The organism is Aliidiomarina sedimenti, from assembly GCF_003986955.1.
In the GTDB taxonomy this organism is placed as follows: Bacteria; Pseudomonadota; Gammaproteobacteria; order Enterobacterales; family Alteromonadaceae; genus Aliidiomarina; species Aliidiomarina sedimenti.
Genome location: NZ_PIPN01000006.1, coordinates 125,008 through 143,255, shown reverse-complemented (window position 1 = coordinate 143,255; position 18,248 = coordinate 125,008). Strand labels below are relative to the sequence as shown.

The 18,248-nt window shown below is 52.8% G+C and carries 14 protein-coding genes; 10 read left to right on the top strand and 4 right to left on the bottom strand.

The features are described from left to right. The first annotated feature begins 73 nt into the window (after positions 1 to 73). From CWE12_RS12845 to CWE12_RS12815, 7 genes are all read left to right on the top strand, one after another. Positions 74 to 1,102 (top strand): substrate-binding domain-containing protein, encoded by a 1,029-nt coding sequence (locus CWE12_RS12845; RefSeq protein WP_126790111.1) that lies wholly within the window; start codon positions 74 to 76, stop codon positions 1,100 to 1,102. 154 nt (positions 1,103 to 1,256) lie between these two features. Further along, positions 1,257 to 2,648: a phosphate ABC transporter permease subunit PstC gene (pstC, locus tag CWE12_RS12840; RefSeq protein ID WP_126790110.1), complete on the top strand. Its 1,392-nt coding sequence runs from the start codon at positions 1,257 to 1,259 to the stop codon at positions 2,646 to 2,648. Positions 2,649 to 2,660: 12 nt separating this feature from the next. Beyond that, a complete protein-coding gene (gene pstA / locus CWE12_RS12835; protein WP_126790109.1) occupies positions 2,661 to 4,010 on the top strand; it encodes a phosphate ABC transporter permease PstA in 1,350 nt (449 codons plus the stop codon). Positions 4,011 to 4,043: 33 nt separating this feature from the next. After that, complete coding sequence (gene pstB / locus CWE12_RS12830) at positions 4,044 to 4,838, top strand: phosphate ABC transporter ATP-binding protein PstB (RefSeq protein WP_126790108.1); 795 nt, start codon at positions 4,044 to 4,046, stop codon at positions 4,836 to 4,838. Positions 4,839 to 4,863: 25 nt separating this feature from the next. Continuing rightward, entirely contained in the window at positions 4,864 to 5,580 is a 717-nt protein-coding gene (gene phoU, locus CWE12_RS12825) for a phosphate signaling complex protein PhoU (protein ID WP_126790107.1), read from the top strand. Positions 5,581 to 5,582: 2 nt separating this feature from the next. After that, positions 5,583 to 6,836 carry an organoarsenical effux MFS transporter ArsJ gene (gene arsJ, locus CWE12_RS12820; RefSeq protein ID WP_126790106.1) on the top strand — a complete coding sequence of 418 codons (1,254 nt, stop codon included), beginning with the start codon at positions 5,583 to 5,585 and terminating at the stop codon, positions 6,834 to 6,836. An 85-nt stretch (positions 6,837 to 6,921) separates the two neighbouring features. After that, the gene (locus CWE12_RS12815; RefSeq protein ID WP_126790105.1) at positions 6,922 to 8,586 is read left to right on the top strand and encodes a dipeptidyl-peptidase 3 family protein; all 1,665 of its coding nucleotides are present in this window, start codon (positions 6,922 to 6,924) and stop codon (positions 8,584 to 8,586) included. A gap of 60 nt (positions 8,587 to 8,646) precedes the next feature. Here the strand turns inward: CWE12_RS12815 and CWE12_RS12810 are convergent, their stop codons facing one another. After that, positions 8,647 to 10,797: a BCCT family transporter gene (locus CWE12_RS12810; protein ID WP_126790104.1), complete on the bottom strand. Its 2,151-nt coding sequence runs from the start codon at positions 10,795 to 10,797 to the stop codon at positions 8,647 to 8,649. 91 nt (positions 10,798 to 10,888) lie between these two features. On the opposite strand from CWE12_RS12810, the gene CWE12_RS12805 reads away from it, so the two are divergent. After that, on the top strand, positions 10,889 to 12,790 hold the full coding sequence (locus tag CWE12_RS12805; protein ID WP_126790103.1) for a CASTOR/POLLUX-related putative ion channel: 1,902 nt from the start codon (positions 10,889 to 10,891) through the stop codon (positions 12,788 to 12,790). A gap of 105 nt (positions 12,791 to 12,895) precedes the next feature. Here CWE12_RS12805 and CWE12_RS12800 read toward each other — a convergent pair whose 3' ends face one another. Next, a complete protein-coding gene (locus CWE12_RS12800; RefSeq protein WP_126790102.1) occupies positions 12,896 to 13,105 on the bottom strand; it encodes a cold-shock protein in 210 nt (69 codons plus the stop codon). Between the two features lie 320 nt (positions 13,106 to 13,425). Between CWE12_RS12800 and CWE12_RS12795 the strand changes: the two genes are divergently transcribed. Continuing rightward, positions 13,426 to 14,490 (top strand): cysteine synthase A, encoded by a 1,065-nt coding sequence (locus CWE12_RS12795; RefSeq protein ID WP_126790101.1) that lies wholly within the window; start codon positions 13,426 to 13,428, stop codon positions 14,488 to 14,490. 288 nt (positions 14,491 to 14,778) lie between these two features. Further along, complete coding sequence (locus CWE12_RS12790) at positions 14,779 to 16,296, top strand: methyl-accepting chemotaxis protein (RefSeq protein WP_126790100.1); 1,518 nt, start codon at positions 14,779 to 14,781, stop codon at positions 16,294 to 16,296. 31 nt (positions 16,297 to 16,327) lie between these two features. Here the strand turns inward: CWE12_RS12790 and CWE12_RS12785 are convergent, their stop codons facing one another. Continuing rightward, positions 16,328 to 16,795 (bottom strand): GNAT family N-acetyltransferase, encoded by a 468-nt coding sequence (locus CWE12_RS12785; protein WP_126790099.1) that lies wholly within the window; start codon positions 16,793 to 16,795, stop codon positions 16,328 to 16,330. After that, positions 16,795 to 18,243 carry a RimK family protein gene (locus tag CWE12_RS12780; protein ID WP_126790098.1) on the bottom strand — a complete coding sequence of 483 codons (1,449 nt, stop codon included), beginning with the start codon at positions 18,241 to 18,243 and terminating at the stop codon, positions 16,795 to 16,797. Before CWE12_RS12780 ends, CWE12_RS12785 begins: the two co-directional genes overlap by 1 nt. Positions 18,244 to 18,248 lie beyond the last annotated feature (5 nt).

Genomic DNA, 18,248 nt, shown 5'->3' with positions numbered 1-18,248 from the left:
TGTCATATTGCTGCAACATTGGTGCGGCATTATGACAGCAATCTTACTTGCTAGACCCTAAGGGGACGTACTTATGAACATGAAACGATTTGCAACACTGGCCTGCGCCACAGCGGCTTCGCTGGTAGTTTTTTCTGCTTCAGCACAACAACGTGATGTGATTCAGATCGCTGGTTCTTCGACCGTATTGCCATTCAGTTCGATTGCGGCGGAAGAGTTCGGTAACAACTTCACCCGCTATCGCACGCCGGTGGTTGGCTCTGGTGGTTCTGGTGGTGGTTTACGTCAGTTTTGTCAGGGCGTTGGCGCTAACACCATTGATATCGCCAACTCGTCGCGGGCAATTCGGCCTAATGAACTGGAAAATTGTAAATCGAACGGTGTTGAAGAAGTCATCGAAGTGAAAATCGGTTATGACGGCATCGTATTCGCTTCCCGCGCTGGCGGTGGCCGTTTTGAGCTGGAACCAGAGCATGTATTCCTGGCCCAGGCACGACGTGTTCCACAAGACGGCGAAATGGTGATGAACCCGTATTCCAGCTGGGCTGAAATCGATTCGTCGCTGCCTGATCAGGAAATCGTGCTGGCAATCCCGGGTTCAAACCACGGCACCCGCGAAGTCTATGAAGAAAAAGTTATCATGGAAGGCTGCATGAAGTTTGAGCAAATTCAGGCGTTAGACTCAGACGCCCAGGACGATGCCTGTCTTGCCATGCGTACTGACGGCCGCGTGGTTGAAATTGCCGGTGACTACACCGAAACCCTGGCGCGACTGGAATCCAACCGCAATACCGTGGGTGTCTTTGGCCTTAGCTTTTACGAAAGCAACCGTGACCGTCTGCAAGTTGCCACGGTGTCAGGCGTGACTCCAAGCATTGATAATATCATCGCTGGTGACTACCCGGTTTCGCGTCCTTTATATTTCTATATCAAAGGCGCGCACATTGGCGTAATCCCGGGCTTGCAAGAATTTGCTCAGTTCTTTGTCAGTGACATGACCTCAGGCTTTGGCAGCATTCTTGAGTCGGCTGGATTGATCCCACTGTCAGACGAAGAGCGCGACCAGGTACTTCAGACTATTCGTGAGAAAGAGTCTCTGTAACAAGAACTTATCGACCATTCAAAGGCCACCAGTCAGTGTGGCCTTTTTTAATTTGAACGAGTGAAGCATGCACCTTTGTCATATTGCTGTCATATTTGTGTCTTAGACTCGTCATCATGATGTCATAACCCTTGTTGCCAGTTATGGAGCAAACATGAGTAACCTCACCGTAATTGCTGTACTGCTTATATTGATGGGCCTGGCGTATCAGCTGGGTACTGCCAAAAGTAGTAAGCAGGCCTCGCGTGCAGCACGCGATAAGACAACCCCATCGATGCATTCCAGGCCACACCATCATGGTGCGTTAGTTGCGTTCTGGACAGTGGCACCAGCGCTGTTGCTGGTGCTGTTGTGGAGTTGGTTTTCGCCCTGGATGATAAACCAGATGCTGATAAGCCAACTGCCGGAACCTATGGCAAGTTTCAGCGGCAGTGAGCTGGAGGCCGTTTTGCGGCGTGTGCACAATGTGGCGGGCAACTTCGTCGCGGCCGGTGTACTGGCCGACTGGGAAATGCAGGCGGCGCAATACTATCAGGAGATGCGTGCGCTGAGTCAGGCGATCATGGTAGCGGCGGTGAGCGCGACGGCGGCAGCTGGCTTGTTCCTAAGTTACCGGCAGGTCAACCCTCAGCTGCGTGCGCGTAATGCGATGGAGCGGGTGATTAAAGCGGTGCTGATTGCGTCTTCCACCGTGGCCATTCTGACCACCATCGGCATTGTGTTATCAATGGTCGGTGAAACGCTGCGTTTCTTTCAGTTTGTCAGCCCCATGGACTTCTTCTTCGGCACCACCTGGAACCCACGCTTCTCGACCGTAGGTGGCGGTGATCAGGGCGAGTTTGGCCTGTTACCGTTGTTGGTCGGTACTCTGTTAGTCGCATCGGTGGCCTTGTTGGTAGCGATTCCGCTGGGGCTGCTCACTGCTATCTATTTAGCCGAGTATGCGCCGTCGCGTTTGCGCAGCATTGCCAAGCCGGTCATTGAAATCCTTGCGGGTATTCCGACGATCGTCTATGGCTTTTTTGCTTTGGTCACCGTGGGGCCGTTCCTCGCCTCACTCGGTGCCAGCGTTGGACTGGATATCAGGGCAACCTCGGCGTTAACCGCTGGCGTGGTGATGGGCATTATGATCATTCCGTTTATCTCGTCGCTGTCCGATGACATTCTGACCCAGGTGCCAAAAGCATTGCGTGACGGTTCATTAGGTTTAGGGGCAACGAAATCAGAAACGATTCGCAAAGTGGTGCTGCCTGCGGCCTTGCCCGGTATTTCCGGAGCGGTGTTATTGGCCGCCAGCCGCGCGGTGGGTGAAACCATGATTGTGGTACTCGCAGCAGGTAACAGCCCGGTTCTGACCGCCAACCCGTTTGAAGCGGTGTCGACCATGACGGTTACTATTGTTAACCAGCTGACCGGCGATAATGACTTTTCCAGCCCGCAGTCGCTGGTAGCGTTTGCCCTAGGCTTAACGCTGTTCGCGATTACGTTGGTACTTAATATCATTGCACTTCTGATTGTTCGGAAGTTCCGTGAGCAATACGACTAAGGCGGCTTTAGTATGTCTCAGGATAATTCAAACTTAACTGTGCAGGATAAAGTAGTGGCGTCGCTAAAACGTCGCCGCCGTCAGGAGAAGCTGTTTCGCACTTTGGGGCTGGGCAGCGTGATACTTAGCCTGGCGCTGGTAGCTATTCTGTTTATCAATATTTTCTCCAAAGGTGTTCCTGCATTCTGGCAAACCAGTATGACGGTGGAGGTCTATTTTGACCCTGACGTGATCCGTATTTCTGAAAAGCCGGAGCAGCAACCCAATGAAACGTTCGAAGACTTTGACGAGCGCTTACTGGACTGGGAGACGCAGCTTGGTTTCGTTAACTTTAACCGTATTTTAAGTGATTCGATCACCCCGTTGCTGAGCGACTTTGAACGCTCACAAACCCGTTATGTGACGCAGTTGGTAACCTCGGGTGAACGGCATGCGTTACGTGATATGGTGATGGAAGACCCGTCAATTGTGGGCGAAACCCGTAGTCTGACGTTGTTAACCTCAGCCGATGTAGATGTCTGGCTGAAGGGCAATATTGACCGCTCATTGCCGGATGACCAGCTACAACTGCCAGCGGTGGTTCGTGAGTGGGCGGATGAACTGCATGCCAATGGACATATTCAGAACCGCTTTAGCACGGCGCTGTTTATGAACCCTGATTCGCGCAGTTCACTTGCATCGGCAGGTCTGGCGGGGGCGTTCGTTGGCTCGTTCTACATGCTGCTGATTGTGATTTTCCTCGCTATTCCGATGGGGGTGGCTGCGGCTATTTACCTTGAAGAGTTCGCGCCGAAGAATAAACTGACCGATATTATTGAAGTGAATATCAATAACCTGGCTGCGGTGCCTTCAATTATCTTCGGTTTGCTTGGTGCGGCTGTGTTCATTAACTGGTTTAAGCTGCCAATGTCAGCGCCTGTGGTAGGTGGCCTGGTATTGTCACTGATGACCTTGCCGACGGTGATTATTGCGACCCGCGCCACTTTGCGCGCGATTCCGCCTTCGATCCGCGCAGCAGCGCTGGGCCTGGGGGCGTCAAAAACGCAAACCGTGTTCCACCATGTGTTGCCGCTGGCGATTCCGGGTATTCTGACCGGCTCGATTTTAGGTGTGGCGCAGGCGTTAGGGGAAACGGCTCCGTTGCTGTTAATCGGAATGAAGTCATTTGTGGCCAGTATTCCGCAATCACCGATGGACCAGGCAACGGCGTTGCCAGTGCAGATTTATCTTTGGCAGGGCAATGAACTGCGTAACTTCTTTGAAGCGCGAACCTCGGCGGCAATTATTGTATTGCTGATGCTTATGATTAGCCTCAATAGCCTGGCTATCTGGCTGCGCAGAAAGCTCGAAGTGCGTTGGTAACTCATTCAATATTGATCACAAAGGTTTTAAACTATGCAGAATTCACAATCATCCCCGGATATCGCGTCTCAGCAGACCGCAATAACAGCGCGCAATGTTGAGGTGTTTTATGGCGATACCCAGGCGATCAAGGGCATTGATCTGGATGTTCGCAACAACGAAGTGCTGTCATTTATCGGCCCGTCAGGCTGTGGTAAGTCAACTTTCCTGCGCTGCCTGAACCGGATGAATGACACCATCGATTCCTGTCGTGTTACCGGCAGCATTGAACTGGATGGGCAGGATATCTATCATTCTTCAGTCGATGAAGTGCTGCTGCGGGCTAAGGTTGGCATGGTTTTCCAGAAGCCAAACCCGTTTCCTAAGTCGATCTACGACAATATTGCCTATGGCCCCAAATTGCATGGACTGGTTGAGCGCAAACCTGAACTGGACGAAATTGTGGAGTCGAGTTTACGTCGTGCCGGCCTGTGGGAAGAAGTTAAAGACCGTTTAAATGAACCCGGCACCGGTTTGTCCGGTGGGCAGCAACAGCGTTTGTGCATCGCACGGACCATTGCGGTAAGCCCGGAAGTGATTCTGATGGATGAGCCATGTTCGGCGCTGGACCCGATTGCGACGGGTATTATTGAAGAGCTGATCCACGACCTGAAAGAAAAATTTACCATTGTCATTGTGACTCACAACATGCAGCAGGCGGCGCGGGTGTCAGACCGCACGGCATTTTTCCACCTGGGTGAAGTGGTGGAAGTGAGCGAGACCGATGACTTGTTTACCAACCCGAAACATAAGCGTACCGAAGATTACATTACCGGTCGCTACGGCTAAGACGCTAAGAGGCAAAGAGACAGCTATGGAACATGTAAATAGTGGCAGACATATTTCTTCGCAGTTTGACGAAGAGCTAAAAGAGGTGCGCAACGCTGTCCTGTCAATGGGCGGCGTGGTGGAAAAGCAACTGACCGATGCGATTCAGGCTATCAAGACCAGTGATCATGAGCTGGCTGACAGAGTTCTGAGCAATGATACCCGGGTCAATGCTCTGGAGATGGATATCGACAATGCCTGTACTCAGCTTATCGCCAAACGGCAGCCGACGGCGCGTGATTTACGTCAGATTATCGCGACCTTCAAAACCATTGCCGATCTTGAGCGGATTGGCGATGAGGTGAAACGTATTGCGGCGGTAGCAAAAGAGAGCTTCAGCAGCGAACAGCAGCACTTGCTGGCGGCGCTGGAGAACCTTGGCCAGTTAGTACTGAACATGCTGCGCACGGTACTCAACGCCTTTGCCCGCATGGACGCTGAAGAAGCGCTGGAAGTGCACCGTACCGACCAGGGCATCGACCGTCAGTACGAAGGCATGCTGCGTCAGCTGATGACCTATATGATGGAAGACCCGCGTAGTATTCCGAAGATCATGGATGTGGTGTTTTCTGCCCGTTCGTTAGAGCGGATTGGCGACCGTTGTCAGAATATTGCCGAGTACGTGATTTACAACGTGCATGGCAAGGACGTCCGCCACACCAGCGATGAAGATATGGAACAGACTGTGCGCAAGAGCCGTTAACCATGCTGTTCAGCCAGCTGTCGCCAGCAATCCGCCAGTACCTGCTTGTTACCGGTAACTATTGGGCGTTTACCCTGACGGACGGCGCGCTGCGCATGCTGGTGGTGCTTCATTTCCATCAGCTTGGTTACAGTGCGCTTGAAGTGGCGATGCTGTTCCTCTTTTACGAGTTCTTCGGCATTGTCACCAACCTTTTTGGTGGCTGGCTGGGCGCTCGCTGGGGGCTAAACAGGACGATGAACATTGGCCTCGGGGTGCAGATCCTGGCGCTGGCCATGTTGCTGGTGCCGGCGGAGATGCTGACCGTGGTGTGGGTGATGGCCGCGCAGGCGCTGTCCGGCATTGCCAAAGACCTGAATAAAATGAGTGCCAAAAGCACCATCAAGCTGTTAGTGCCGGACAATCAACAGCAGCAGCTGTACAAATGGGTGGCGATTCTAACCGGTTCGAAGAACACTCTGAAAGGGGTTGGCTTTTTCCTCGGTGGCCTGTTACTTACGCTGCTTGGCTTTACCGGCGCGGTCCTGGTTATGGCGCTGATGCTCAGTGTGGTCTGGCTTTGCAGCCTGCTGTTCCTTAAAAAAGAGTCTGGCAAAGCGCAGTTTAAACCGAAATTTAACGATATCTGGTCGAAAAGCCGACCTATCAATGTGCTCTCAGCCGCGCGTTTTCTGCTTTTTGGTGCCCGCGATGTCTGGTTTGTGGTGGCCTTGCCTGTGTTTCTGGCTAGCCAGCTTGGCTGGGGCAACTGGCAGGTTGGCAGTTTTCTTGCGCTGTGGGTAATTGGCTACGGGTTCGTTCAGGGGCTTGCGCCAAGGCTTACTCAGCAAGCAGATGCCAGCCCGCGTAATCAGGCGGTGTTGTGGGGCGCGTTGCTGACCCTAAGTCCGCTATTGTTGTCGCTGGCGCTATGGCAAGGGTGGCCGGTCGCAACCAGCATTATTATTGGCCTGGCCGCTTTCGGTATTTTGTTCGCTATTAACTCGTCGCTGCACAGTTACCTGATTGTGTCCTACTCGCGCGCCGATGGTGTGTCCCTGGACGTGGGTTTTTACTATATGGCCAATGCGGCGGGCCGACTGCTTGGCACTGTGCTCTCGGGCTGGGTTTACCAGCAGTGGGGGCTGCTTGCCTGTCTGCTAATCTCTACTGCGTTGATTTTCTTCTCTACCATTGCCATCAGCGCGCTACCGCAGCGAAGTGAAGGCCCGGCCGGGCCACTGTCTGGCGAGCCAAACCAGAACGGCGTAAACTAAAGCCAGGATAAACCAGATTCGCGCAACCTGCGCGAATTTGGTATATACAATCAGGCTTTCAAAATACGTCATATAAGGTTTTGCTATGAAATCGATTACATACCTCTCGCTGGCGGTTGCGGCCGCCTTAAGCGTCGCAGCCTGCAGCGCTGAACGTAGCCCGACAGACCAACCCGGGGCCAGTCACGAGCTTGTTGCCGGCGCCGAACAACGTCTGGATATTTACCAGCCGGTTCGCTTAGATGCGGATCTGTCGCACTTGTCTGATAATCAACGGCAAATGGTAGCGACCCTGATCGAAGCCTCAGAAATTATGGATACTCTGTTCTGGCGGCAGGCCTACAGCGGTGACCGTGAGGAGTTGCTGAACGGTATTAACGACCCACAAGTGCGTCGCTTTGCCGAGATCAATTATGGGCCGTGGGACAGACTGAATAATAATCTCCCATTTTTAGCTGGTTACAGCGAAAAGCCGCTGGGCGCTAATTATTACCCGGCTGATATGAGCCGCGAAGAATTCGATGCAGCGCAGTTCGACGACAAAGACAGCCTGTATACACTGGTACGGCGCAATGACGAGGGCGAGTTGTATGCGTTGCCCTACCATGAAGTCTATCGAGACGAACTGCAACGCGCGGCGTCACTGCTGAATGAGGCCGCGGACCTGGCCGATTATGAGCCCTTTGCTGACTACCTGCGCGCCCGTGCTGAGGCGTTCCTTAGCAGTGACTATCAGCCATCGGACATGCAGTGGATGGACCTTGAAGACAATCTGGTTGATGTCATTATCGGTCCGATTGAAGTCTATGAAGACCGCCTGTTCGGCTACAAGGCAGGTTTTGAATCGTATGTATTGATTAAAGATCTGGAGTGGAGTGAACGTTTAGCGGTGTATGCAGAGCATCTGCCAGCCCTGCAGCGTGGCTTGCCGGTGCCAGAGCAGTACAAAGCGGAAGAGCCGGGCAGTGATGCGCAGTTAAACGCCTATGACATTGTGTACTACGCGGGTCATTCCAATGCCGGCAGTAAAACCATTGCGGTTAACCTGCCGAATGACGAGGAAGTCCAGCTGGCCAAAGGCACCCGACGTTCGCAGCTGAAAAATGCGATGCGGGCGAAGTTTGACGAGATCCTGCTGCCAATTGCAGATGAGCTGATTGTCCCTGAGCAGCGCGACAACATTACCTTTGATGCGTTCTTTGCCAATACCATGTTCCATGAAGTAGCCCATGGGCTGGGAATTAAAAACACCATTGATGGCCGTGGTACGGTGCGGGCGGCTCTGCGCGAGTACAGCTCACCACTGGAAGAAGGCAAAGCAGATATTCTGGGTTTGTATATGGTGACGCAGCTGCTTGAAGACGGCGTTATCAGCGAGGGTGAGCTGGAAGATTACTATGTTACCTTCCTCGCTGGTATCTTCCGTTCGGTGCGTTTTGGTGCGTCAAGCGCGCACGGGCAGGCCAATATGGTGCGCTTCAATTACTTTGCTGACGCCGATGCCTTTACCCGCAATGACGACGGCCAGTATTCAGTGAACATGGACAATATGCGTGCCGCCATGAATGACCTGTCGGCATTGATTCTGCAATTGCAGGGCGATGGCGACTATCAGGGTGTCGGTGAATTGTTTGCCGAGATGGGCCATGTTGGCGAAACGCTGCAGTTTGATTTAGACCGTCTGCAGCAAGCGCAGATCCCGGTTGATGTGCACTTTGAACAAGGAAAGTCGGTGCTGGGTCTGGATTAAACCGCCGGTTCGCGATGTTGGATATAAAAAGGCCCGGTCAGATGACCGGGCCTTTTGTTTTCAGGCTTTGTTTTTGTCGGTGTCGCTTGCTTTGTCGTCGTCACCGTCGTCGCCATCGCTACCTGCCAGTTTGTCTTCCCAGATAGCTTCCGGATCTTCCTCAATATCCAGCTCTTCATCATGCTTCGCCATATCCCAGGGCAGCGTGCTTGGGCTGATCTTAAGGAAGGCGAGGTAGTTTTCGAACTGATTGAGAACATCGTCCATCAGATCCCGCTCGTTGTAGCCGTAGACGTCGTACGCCTGGCCACCCTGGCGCAGGAAGACCTCTGCGGTTGAGTAGTGCTCTTTTTCCTTTATGTTGCGGCGCAACATCGGGTAGGCGTAGTCAGGCAATTCATGCTCGCGCAGACGCACCTCATAGAAGAAATCGAGCTGATCTTCGAGTTTAACCTCCAGGTAGACACGCTGATTTGACTCGTCCCAGGACACGTCGGCTGGCCATTTCTTTTCCACCAGCGAAGCTTTCAGCTTGTCCAGGGTTGCCTGTACGTCGTTCTCAATGTACTGCAGCACCTGGTCCTTATGCGGGAAGTCGACCAGACTGCTCAGGCGCCGCTCCCAGGACCCTTTGCCAGCGCCACTGTTGGTGCGGGCGCCTTTCATATGGCTGCGCAGGCTGCCGGACTGATGCCCTTCAATGATCAGGGCTCGCCACATACCAAAGGCTGCTATCAGCATAATGACCGCAAATGGCAGGGCACTGGCGACGGAGGCCGTCTGCAGGGCACTTAAGCCACCAGCAATCAGCAGCACCGAGGCGACCACCCCTTCCAGCGTGGCCCAGAATACACGTTGCCAGACGGGTGTGTTCATCACCCCACCTGAGGCCAGCGAGTCAACCACCAGTGAACCTGAGTCAGACGAGGTGACAAAGAAGGTGATAATCAGAATAACCGTCGCTATCGAAATCAGCGTGGTAAAGATCGGCGGATAGCCTTCCAGCAAGGCTGCGTACATTCTGAATAGGGCAACCGCTTCATCCGCCTGCACCTCTGCAATGAGCGAGGTATAGCCCTGCTGCATAATCAGGTTGAGCGCGGTGTCGCCGAATACACTGAACCAAAGGAAGGTGAACATAGTTGGCACAAACATAACACCGAACACGAACTGACGAATGGTCCGGCCGCGGCTGATTTTTGCAATAAAGAGGCCGACAAAGGGTGCCCAGGCAATGGTCCAGCCGAAAATGAACAGCGTCCAGTTACCGATCCAGTCACTGCGCTCATAAGCCTGCAGGTTAAAGGTCCGCTCCACAATATTGTTAAGATAAGAGCCGGTGTTCTGGAGGAAGGTTTCGAGCAGGAAAATACTGGGGCCGAAAATAAAGACGGCGGCCAGTAAAAACAGTACCAGAGTCATGTTAATGACTGAGAGTCGTTTAATCCCCTTGTCCATGCCGGCCGCTACGGAGGCAATAGCCGCCAGGGTAATGATGCCGATAAATATCACCTGCACCGTGGTATTGACCGGGATCCCCCATAGCTCGTTAACCCCGGCATTAATTTGTGCCACCGACAGCCCCAGGGTGGTGGCGATACCAAACATGGTGCCGAGAATGGCAAAGGTGTCGACGGTGTGACCAATAGGCCCGTAAATTTTATCGCCGATAAGCGGGTAGAGCGCTGAGCGCATCGACAGCGGTAAACCGTGGCGAAAGGCAAAGTAGGCCAGCACCAGGCCGGTCAGGCCATAAATAGCCCAGATATGAAAGCCCCAGTGGAAAAACGAAATCTGCATCGCCGCTTTGGCAGAATCGAGGGTTTCAGGTGCTCCAATGGGTGGCGTTGAATAATGCAGCACCGGCTCGGCCACGCCGAAGAACAGCAGGGCGATACCATAACCGGCTGAAAACAGCATAGCGAACCAGGCAGGGAAACTGTACTCTGCCTCCGCGTGGTCAGGGCCCAGTTTTATCCGTCCCCATTTGGTCAGTGCTATACCGACGACAAAAATCAGAAAGATCGCCACCGCCAGCATATAAAACCAGCCGAACCGGGAAGTGATTTCTGCTAACGTGGTTTCAAAGATGCTTCCGGCCAGATCAGGATTACTAATGGTACCAATAATGAGTAGAGCAATGACTATAATGGCAGGAAGGAAAACCGGTAAAAGTAGTGTGCTTTTTACCTTTGAGGACGTTGCACCCATGCAAATACTCCCTAAAATGAAGAACTTATTAGCGTAAGTTTATGTAAAGACTAGCAGCACCTGACTTGAATACAAGAAACAAGGACAACAGATGTTTCACCTCAAACTGATTGATCACCTCAAGTTTTACCTCGAGCGCCAGCTGGCAAAGGGGGCTTTCTATCAGTTGCTGGTGGCCTGGATGCTGGTGGTGCTGGTCTCGGTAACCGGCGGAGTTCTGGTAACCGCTCTGCATGGTCCGCAAGAGGTCTACGCGGAGAATATATGGTGGGCTTTTCTACGCCTGACGGACCCGGGTTACCTGGGCGATGACCAGGGTGTGATGCGCCGGGTCATTTCCACGATACTGACGGTATTAGGTTATGTGCTCTTTATGGGTACGCTGGTCGCGATTATGACCCAATGGCTGTCTGCCAAAATGCGCACCCTGGAGCAGGGCCTGACACCGGTGTCGTTGCGCCGTCATATCGCGGTGCTGGGCTGGACCTCGCGAACCATACCAATCCTACTCGACGTACTGGGCCGGGGGGCACTGCTGGATGAGCGTGATAAGCGGACCCAGACCCGTATTACGGTGCTGGCTGAAGACATTACCGAGGGTGCGACGGCGCAGTTCTACAGCAATGCTGAACTCTCCCGGCAGCGCCGTCAGGTTATTCTGCGTTCTGGTTCGATGCTTAACCCCGAGCACCTTCACCGTGTCGCGGCTGCCAATGCGCGGGTGGTCATTATTCCGTCGCCGGCGGTAACCCCGGCAGAGCTGCTGTCAGCCGATGCGGAAGCGATTAAAGTGCTGTTGTACCTCAGTGCGCAACGGCCGCCGGAGCAGTTGCCGTTGGCGATTGTTGAACTGCAAAGTGCAGAAAAAATAGCCTTAGCCCGGCATTCGTACCGCGGGCCCTTGCAACTGGTCGCGAGTGATATCGCCATTGCCCGTGCTTTTAGCCAAAGCGTACTTCAGCCCGGGGTTTCCGACATACTCGATAATCTGCTGGTCGATGCCTATGGTTGTCAGTTCTATACCAGCCCGGCCGCAGCGCTGCAGGGACAGCCCTGGCGTACGGTGAGTCAACATTATAAAGCAGCGATACCCTGCGGGCTGATCCGGCGTGAAGAGGGCCGTAGTTTTCCGGTTCTGGCGCCTGCGGATGATCTGGTGATTGGCCGCGACGACAGCCTGGTGTTACTGGCTAAAGCTGAACGGGATATCGTAATGCTGCCGCCTGACGAGGCTCAGGAACCCCGGTTACCGGCGCCGGACTGGTCTGATTATCCACCTGCAAAGGCGCAACGGTCAGTGCTACTGTTGGGGTGGAACGGACGTGTGCCTAGATTTGTTGAGCACATTGCGCAAGCGACCTCAGAGCAACTGTCGTTAACCTCGATTTCGACCATGCCAGCTACCGAACGCGCGCAACAGCTTGAGTCGTTGGTGCTGGACTGCCAACTGATAGAAGCGGATTACACCAGACCTTCTGTGCTAAGCAAACAAAGTCTGTCGGCCTATGACAGTATTGTGGTGTTCGCCAGTGACCGGCTGGAAAGTGGTGAAGAAGCGGATGCGCGCAGTATTGTTGCGAATCAGCTACTGGATCTGCTGCTCGATGACGAACAACAACGGCCCCAGGTGGTGGTTGAACTGACCGACCCGAATAATGCGGTCTATGTCAGTGCGAATAAGTACAAGTTACGCAGCGAAGTGGTACAGAGCTCAGCGATTATCAGCCATTTACTGGCGCAACTGGCGGTTTACCCTGAATTACGAGCCGTGTATGACACCCTGCTAAGCCCGAAAGGGGTTGGTTTGCAGGTGCGGCCTGTGCCGCACAAATGGCTGGGGCAGCATTATTTTCGTACCCTGCAGCAAGCGGTAGCCGCCGAAGGGGCAGTTTTGCTTGGGGTTAAACATGCAAAAGAGCGTGCTCAACTGAATCTCGCGCCCGGCTTCAGCGTAGACTGTACAGAGCAGACCAAACTGGTCGTCATGGGCTAGTAAGGTTAGCCCGTCTTTATTGCTGCAGAGCGGATCTGAGGCAAAGCAGCAGACAAAAAAAGGTCGGCATTTGCCGACCTTTTTCGTCAAAGATTCTGTGACTCCTTAGATAGGAGTGACGTTCTCAGCCTGAGGACCTTTTTGACCCTGGGTAACTGTGAAAGAAACTTTTTGGCCTTCGGCCAGTGAACGGAACCCGTCCGCATTGATCGCACTGAAGTGTACGAATACGTCTGGACCGTCTTCGCGCTCAAGGAAACCAAAACCTTTAGACTCGTTGAACCATTTAACGGTACCAGTAATTACGTCAGACATAATGTATCCTGAAATTTAACATATTAATTGCGTAGCCTTGCGGCTGATTTAGCTGGAAGCAGCTAGGACTTATTTAGAACCGGACGAGAATCTTCTGAAGGGAAATCGTACGTGTTTATAAATTCGAGCTGGTATTCAAGCTATTCTCAGTATACATCCGATAGGGCACTGGTCAAATTAAATAGCCTATTATTTCAGCACTATCGCGTAGGTTATGACGTAAAATAACGAACCTTTACAAGAGGTGATACCGGACCAACACTGCTTTATACTAAACGCCTGTTATCAGTGCATTTACCCAGCTAGGGAGTTTCATCATTATGCCCGGATTACGCCGTGCTACCAATCAGGCTGAATTAATTGGCAACACCGATTTACTGCGAATTTCATCATTATCTGAATTATCCGGCAGTGATATTTTCGTCAAGTGTGAGTATCAGAACCCGGGTGGTTCAATCAAAGATCGGGCTGCGTTGCAGATGGTGCAGGACGCTCTGGCGCGAGGTGAACTGAAACCCGGAATGACCATTGTTGAGGGCACAGCTGGGAACACAGGTATTGGCCTGGCGGTGGTAGCAAAGTCGCTGGGGCTCAACTTGCTGGTGGTGATGCCAAATGATCAGGCCGCTGAGAAAACCCGTATGATCGAATTGCACGGGGCCAAACTGATGGCGGTCGACCCGGTACCCTTCAAAAACGACAACCACTTTTACCACACAGCGCGTCGTCTGGCCGAAGAGAACCCGGACTATTGGTGGGCGAACCAGTTTGAGAACACCAGTAATATGCGCGCCCACTATTTGAATACTGGCCCTGAAATCTGGCAGCAGATGGAAGGTAAGCTGGATATTCTGGTGTCCGTGTCCGGAACCGGCGGCACTATAGCTGGCAACTCGCGTTACCTCAAAGAGCGCAATCCGCAACTGGAAGTCTGGCTGGCTGATCCGGACGGCTCAGGCAGCTACAATTTCCTCAAAACCGGCGAATACAAAGCCGAAGGCGGCTCGATGACGGAAGGCATTGGGATCATGCGTCGGGTTGAGAACTTTCGTCAGGCAGAAATCGATTACGCACTGAATCTACCGGATCAGGATTTGGTCAGCATCGCCAATTACGTGCGCGAAGAGGATGGGATTGTCCTTGGAAGCAGCTCAGCGCTGAACGTGGCAGCGGCTTACTTCGCTGCACTGCAGCGACCGCCTGGTCAGCGCATTGTCACCTTTTCCTGCGACCTTGGTGAGCGCTCCGGTTCAAAACTGTATAACCCTGAGTATCTGGTAAGTCGTGAGCTGGACCCTTCCGCCGAGCCGATAGCCAGTTTAACTGCGCGCTACCGCCAGGGGGGTGAGCGGGTATTAAAAGTTAAGCGGGACTATAAAAACTAAATAGACCGTTCTAAAAACCGAATCAAAACAGATGGTTTTTTGATGAGATACAGATAAATACCCTATACGCTATAAAATTGGTCTTAGGTTGTTTGTTTTAAGTTGCATGTAGGGACTTAAGAGCCCTTATATGCCATATTAAATGTTGATTACTTATTCAAATCCTGCTGAAACACATGGCTTTATTGGTTTGTAATATAAATTCAACCTATTCCATTCATTTCTCCGCTCTATTGCTCATAATGGTACTCTTAAGCCTTTAAGGTAATCAGGGTAAACAGTAACGTTATGCAAGCAACGACTAGCTCCTCTGCTCAACTGAACGACGACAGCGTTTTTGTATTTTCTCTTAACGTTAAAGGCTCTGTGCGAACTGCCTTGCCGTCGTTTCAGACCCTTATGGGGAGCGACCAGACTCAGTTAAAATCACGCCACCTGCACGATTTAATTGATGCAGCGCCACAGGCTGTGTTGAATGAAATAGCCAATGCCCTGGAGAGTGACCTTCCATGGCGTGGGGTTCTGTGCTTCAAAACACGGGCCTGGGGCAATGTCTGGCTGGATGTGTTTGCCCGGCCAACCTACCGTGCTGGTAAGCGTAACGGGAGTCAGTGGTTACTGACCAAAGCCACGCCAGAATTGGCGCAACGTGCCAGTCAGCTGTACCGTAAGAAAAATCCGGCGCGGATGTTCAACTGGCAAGGTTACAGCGCGCTGGCGTTAGTGCTGCTAGCGGTGCTTATTACCAGCAGTGTCGGTCCGTGGTGGCTTGGCGTGGTGCCATTACTCTGTTCCGCCATCATGCTAATGCTGTTACGGCCACATGCCTATGTACGCAAGGTGATGTCTGAGCTGGATGGGCGGCACAACGTGATTCAGCGCCAGGTATTTGCCGGTCAGGATCTGGCCGGTTCATTAATATATGAGATTGCGTTACGTGACAGTTCGATCATGGCCATCACTTCCCGTCTGGAATACGGTACGGAAGATCTTGCGTCGACCATGAACTCGACCCGTCAGCGCTCCGAGAAAATCCTCGATAAGACTCAGTTCAGCGTCGACTCCGTGACTCAAATAGCAACCGCGATGGAAGAGATGTCGACCACGGTGCAGGATATCGCCAGTAATGCGTCGGATTCGGCCCGGGTATGTGAAGAAACCACCAGCAATATTGACCGCAGTGCAGCCATTATCGCCAATACCGCGACCCGGATGAATGAGCTGGTGGATCGTGTGTCCAGTGCTGCTGATGAAACGGCCACTCTGGTAGGGCATTCCGAGCAGGTTCGTGCGGTGAGTCAGCAAATCGATGCAATTGCCGAGCAAACCAACCTGCTGGCGCTGAATGCTGCTATTGAAGCGGCTCGCGCCGGTGAGTCAGGACGTGGTTTCGCGGTGGTTGCGGACGAAGTGCGTAATCTGTCTCAACGTACCCAGCATGCGGTGAATGAAATTGAAAATACCATTTCGTCGATGAGTAACGCGATGCAGCGATGGGAGCAGGAAATGCACTCGCAGCGTGAAATGGCGACTGAATGTGGTGAGCTGAGTCGCGAATCTGAAAAGCATATGACCAGCATTACCGGTGACGTGCGGGCAATTAATGACCGCATGATTCAGATCGCAACGGCAGCTGAAGAGCATAGTTCTGCAGTGGGTGAAGTCCAGAGCAGTGTGCAGCAAATCAATGATGCCTCACAGGATACTCACCAGCTAGCGATTGAGTCGGCCAGTGACGTGGAAAGTGTCGGCAAACGTATCCAGGAATTCCGTTCACTGGTGGAAGCGTTCGAAGAAGATGATTAACAGAAAGTGACTAACAGAAAGCGACTAACGGCTAGTTCCAGCTGAGCTGCATTTTATAGCCGTCAGTACCATCTGAGTAGTAGCCGGGAAGTATATCGGTCACTTCAAAGCCCAACTGGCGGTAGAGAGCAAGCCCAGCCTGGTTGTCGCATTTGACCTCAAGGCGCATCCCCTGCGCCTGAGGTTTTGCCTGCTCAAGCAGATAACAAAGTAATGTCTTACCCAGCCCGAGGCCGCGCGCCTGGGCACTGATAGCCATCGAATACAGCCGCCAGTAATGACTGCCCCGACGGGTAAGAATAATGGCATAGCCGACAAGCTCGCCGGAGTTGCTGCCACGGGCAGGTTCAATCACATAGACCTGAGCGCTGGGGCTGCGCAGCATATGGGCAAAGCTCCGTCGACCCAGCTGATCATAGCTGAAGGTCGCCGCCTCGAGGGCACAGAGCGCGTCCAGATCAGCTGGCTGTGCCTGGCGAACTCTGTGTTCAGCGGCCATTAATGCTCCAGACGGCGCACGAAGTCGGCCATGATGATGCGATACAGCTCATCACTAAGGTGCAGGTCCTCGACCCCATGATCGATAGAGGGGTTGTCATTAACCTCGATGATAACCGGTCCACCCGGGGCTTCTTTCATGTCGACCCCATAGAGTCCGTCACCAATCAAACGGGTCGCCTGCAGTGCGACTTTAATCACTTCTTTAGGCACCTGATGCACGCCCATGCACTCAAAATCGCCGCTACGATGGCGCGAGCTTTCTGCATGGTTGTATATCTGCCAGTGGTTGCGCGCCATATAGTATTTGCATGCATAGACTGCCCGGTTGTTAAGGACACCGATACGCCAGTCGAAGTCAGTGCGCATAAATTCCTGCGCCAGCAAAATGGTCGATTTTTCAAATAACCGATTTGCGGTGGCGCGCAGTTCGTCTTCGTTACTGGCTTTTTCCACCCCAATCGAGAATGCGCCGTCTGGAATCTTTAGCACCACCGGGTAGCCAAGTTTGTCGCCAATGGCGGCATAGTCCAGATTGTCGCCGTCGATAAGTAACTCGGAACGGGGCATCGGCACTTTATTCTTTTCCAACAACTCATGTAAAAAGACTTTATTGGCGCATTTTAAAATCGCTTCCGGCGAGTCAATCACCACCAGCCCGTTGGCCTGCGCTTTTTTGGCAAAGCGATAGGTATGGTGGTTTATACGGGTGGTTTCGCGAATAAAAAGAGCGTCAAATTCGAGCAGGCGGCTGTAGTCATCGGCCGTGATCAGCTCAGAGTCCATGTCATTGTAGCGTGCGGCCTGAATAAATTTTTGCAGCGCCTTTTTATCACTGGTCGGAATTTTTTCATCCGGGTCATGCAGAATTGCCAGATCGTAGCGGTATTCTTTGCGCGCACGGGCTTTGCGCCAGACCCGCTTGTTGAAGGCATCCAGTGCATTGGCAAATAAAGTCTGCTGCTCGTCGTTAAGCTCGTTCAATGGCCGGTTGCTAAGCTTCTCGATTGTCCAGTTCTGCCCGTTACGGATAAAGGTCGCCTGCAATGTCGGGCATGGATAGGCTTCAAATAAATGGCGTGCCAGCTCAGTTAACTCGCTGGACTCTGTTTGTCCGAAACAAATCAGAATGCTGGCGCGCTCGGAGTTGCTATAGCGGTTCAACTGGCGGCTCATGTCCCGCAAAAACAGCTGGTAGTGATCCAGGTTAGCCAGGTCGTTCATTACGCCTGCCGAGGGCAGTGCACGCTGACCTCGCGCTTCGGCAAGCAGGCTGACGTAGTAGCCGGTCGAAAGGTAAGACAAATCGGCACATAAATTAATAATCGTACCGCGATGCCGTGCGCCCGCCTGTTGCATATATTCACGGGCACTCATAACGGATTGGCTCGGGTGGTAGGGCTGCCAGTCGGCCAGGTCATCAACGATGATCAACGCTGTATTACGCATGTTAC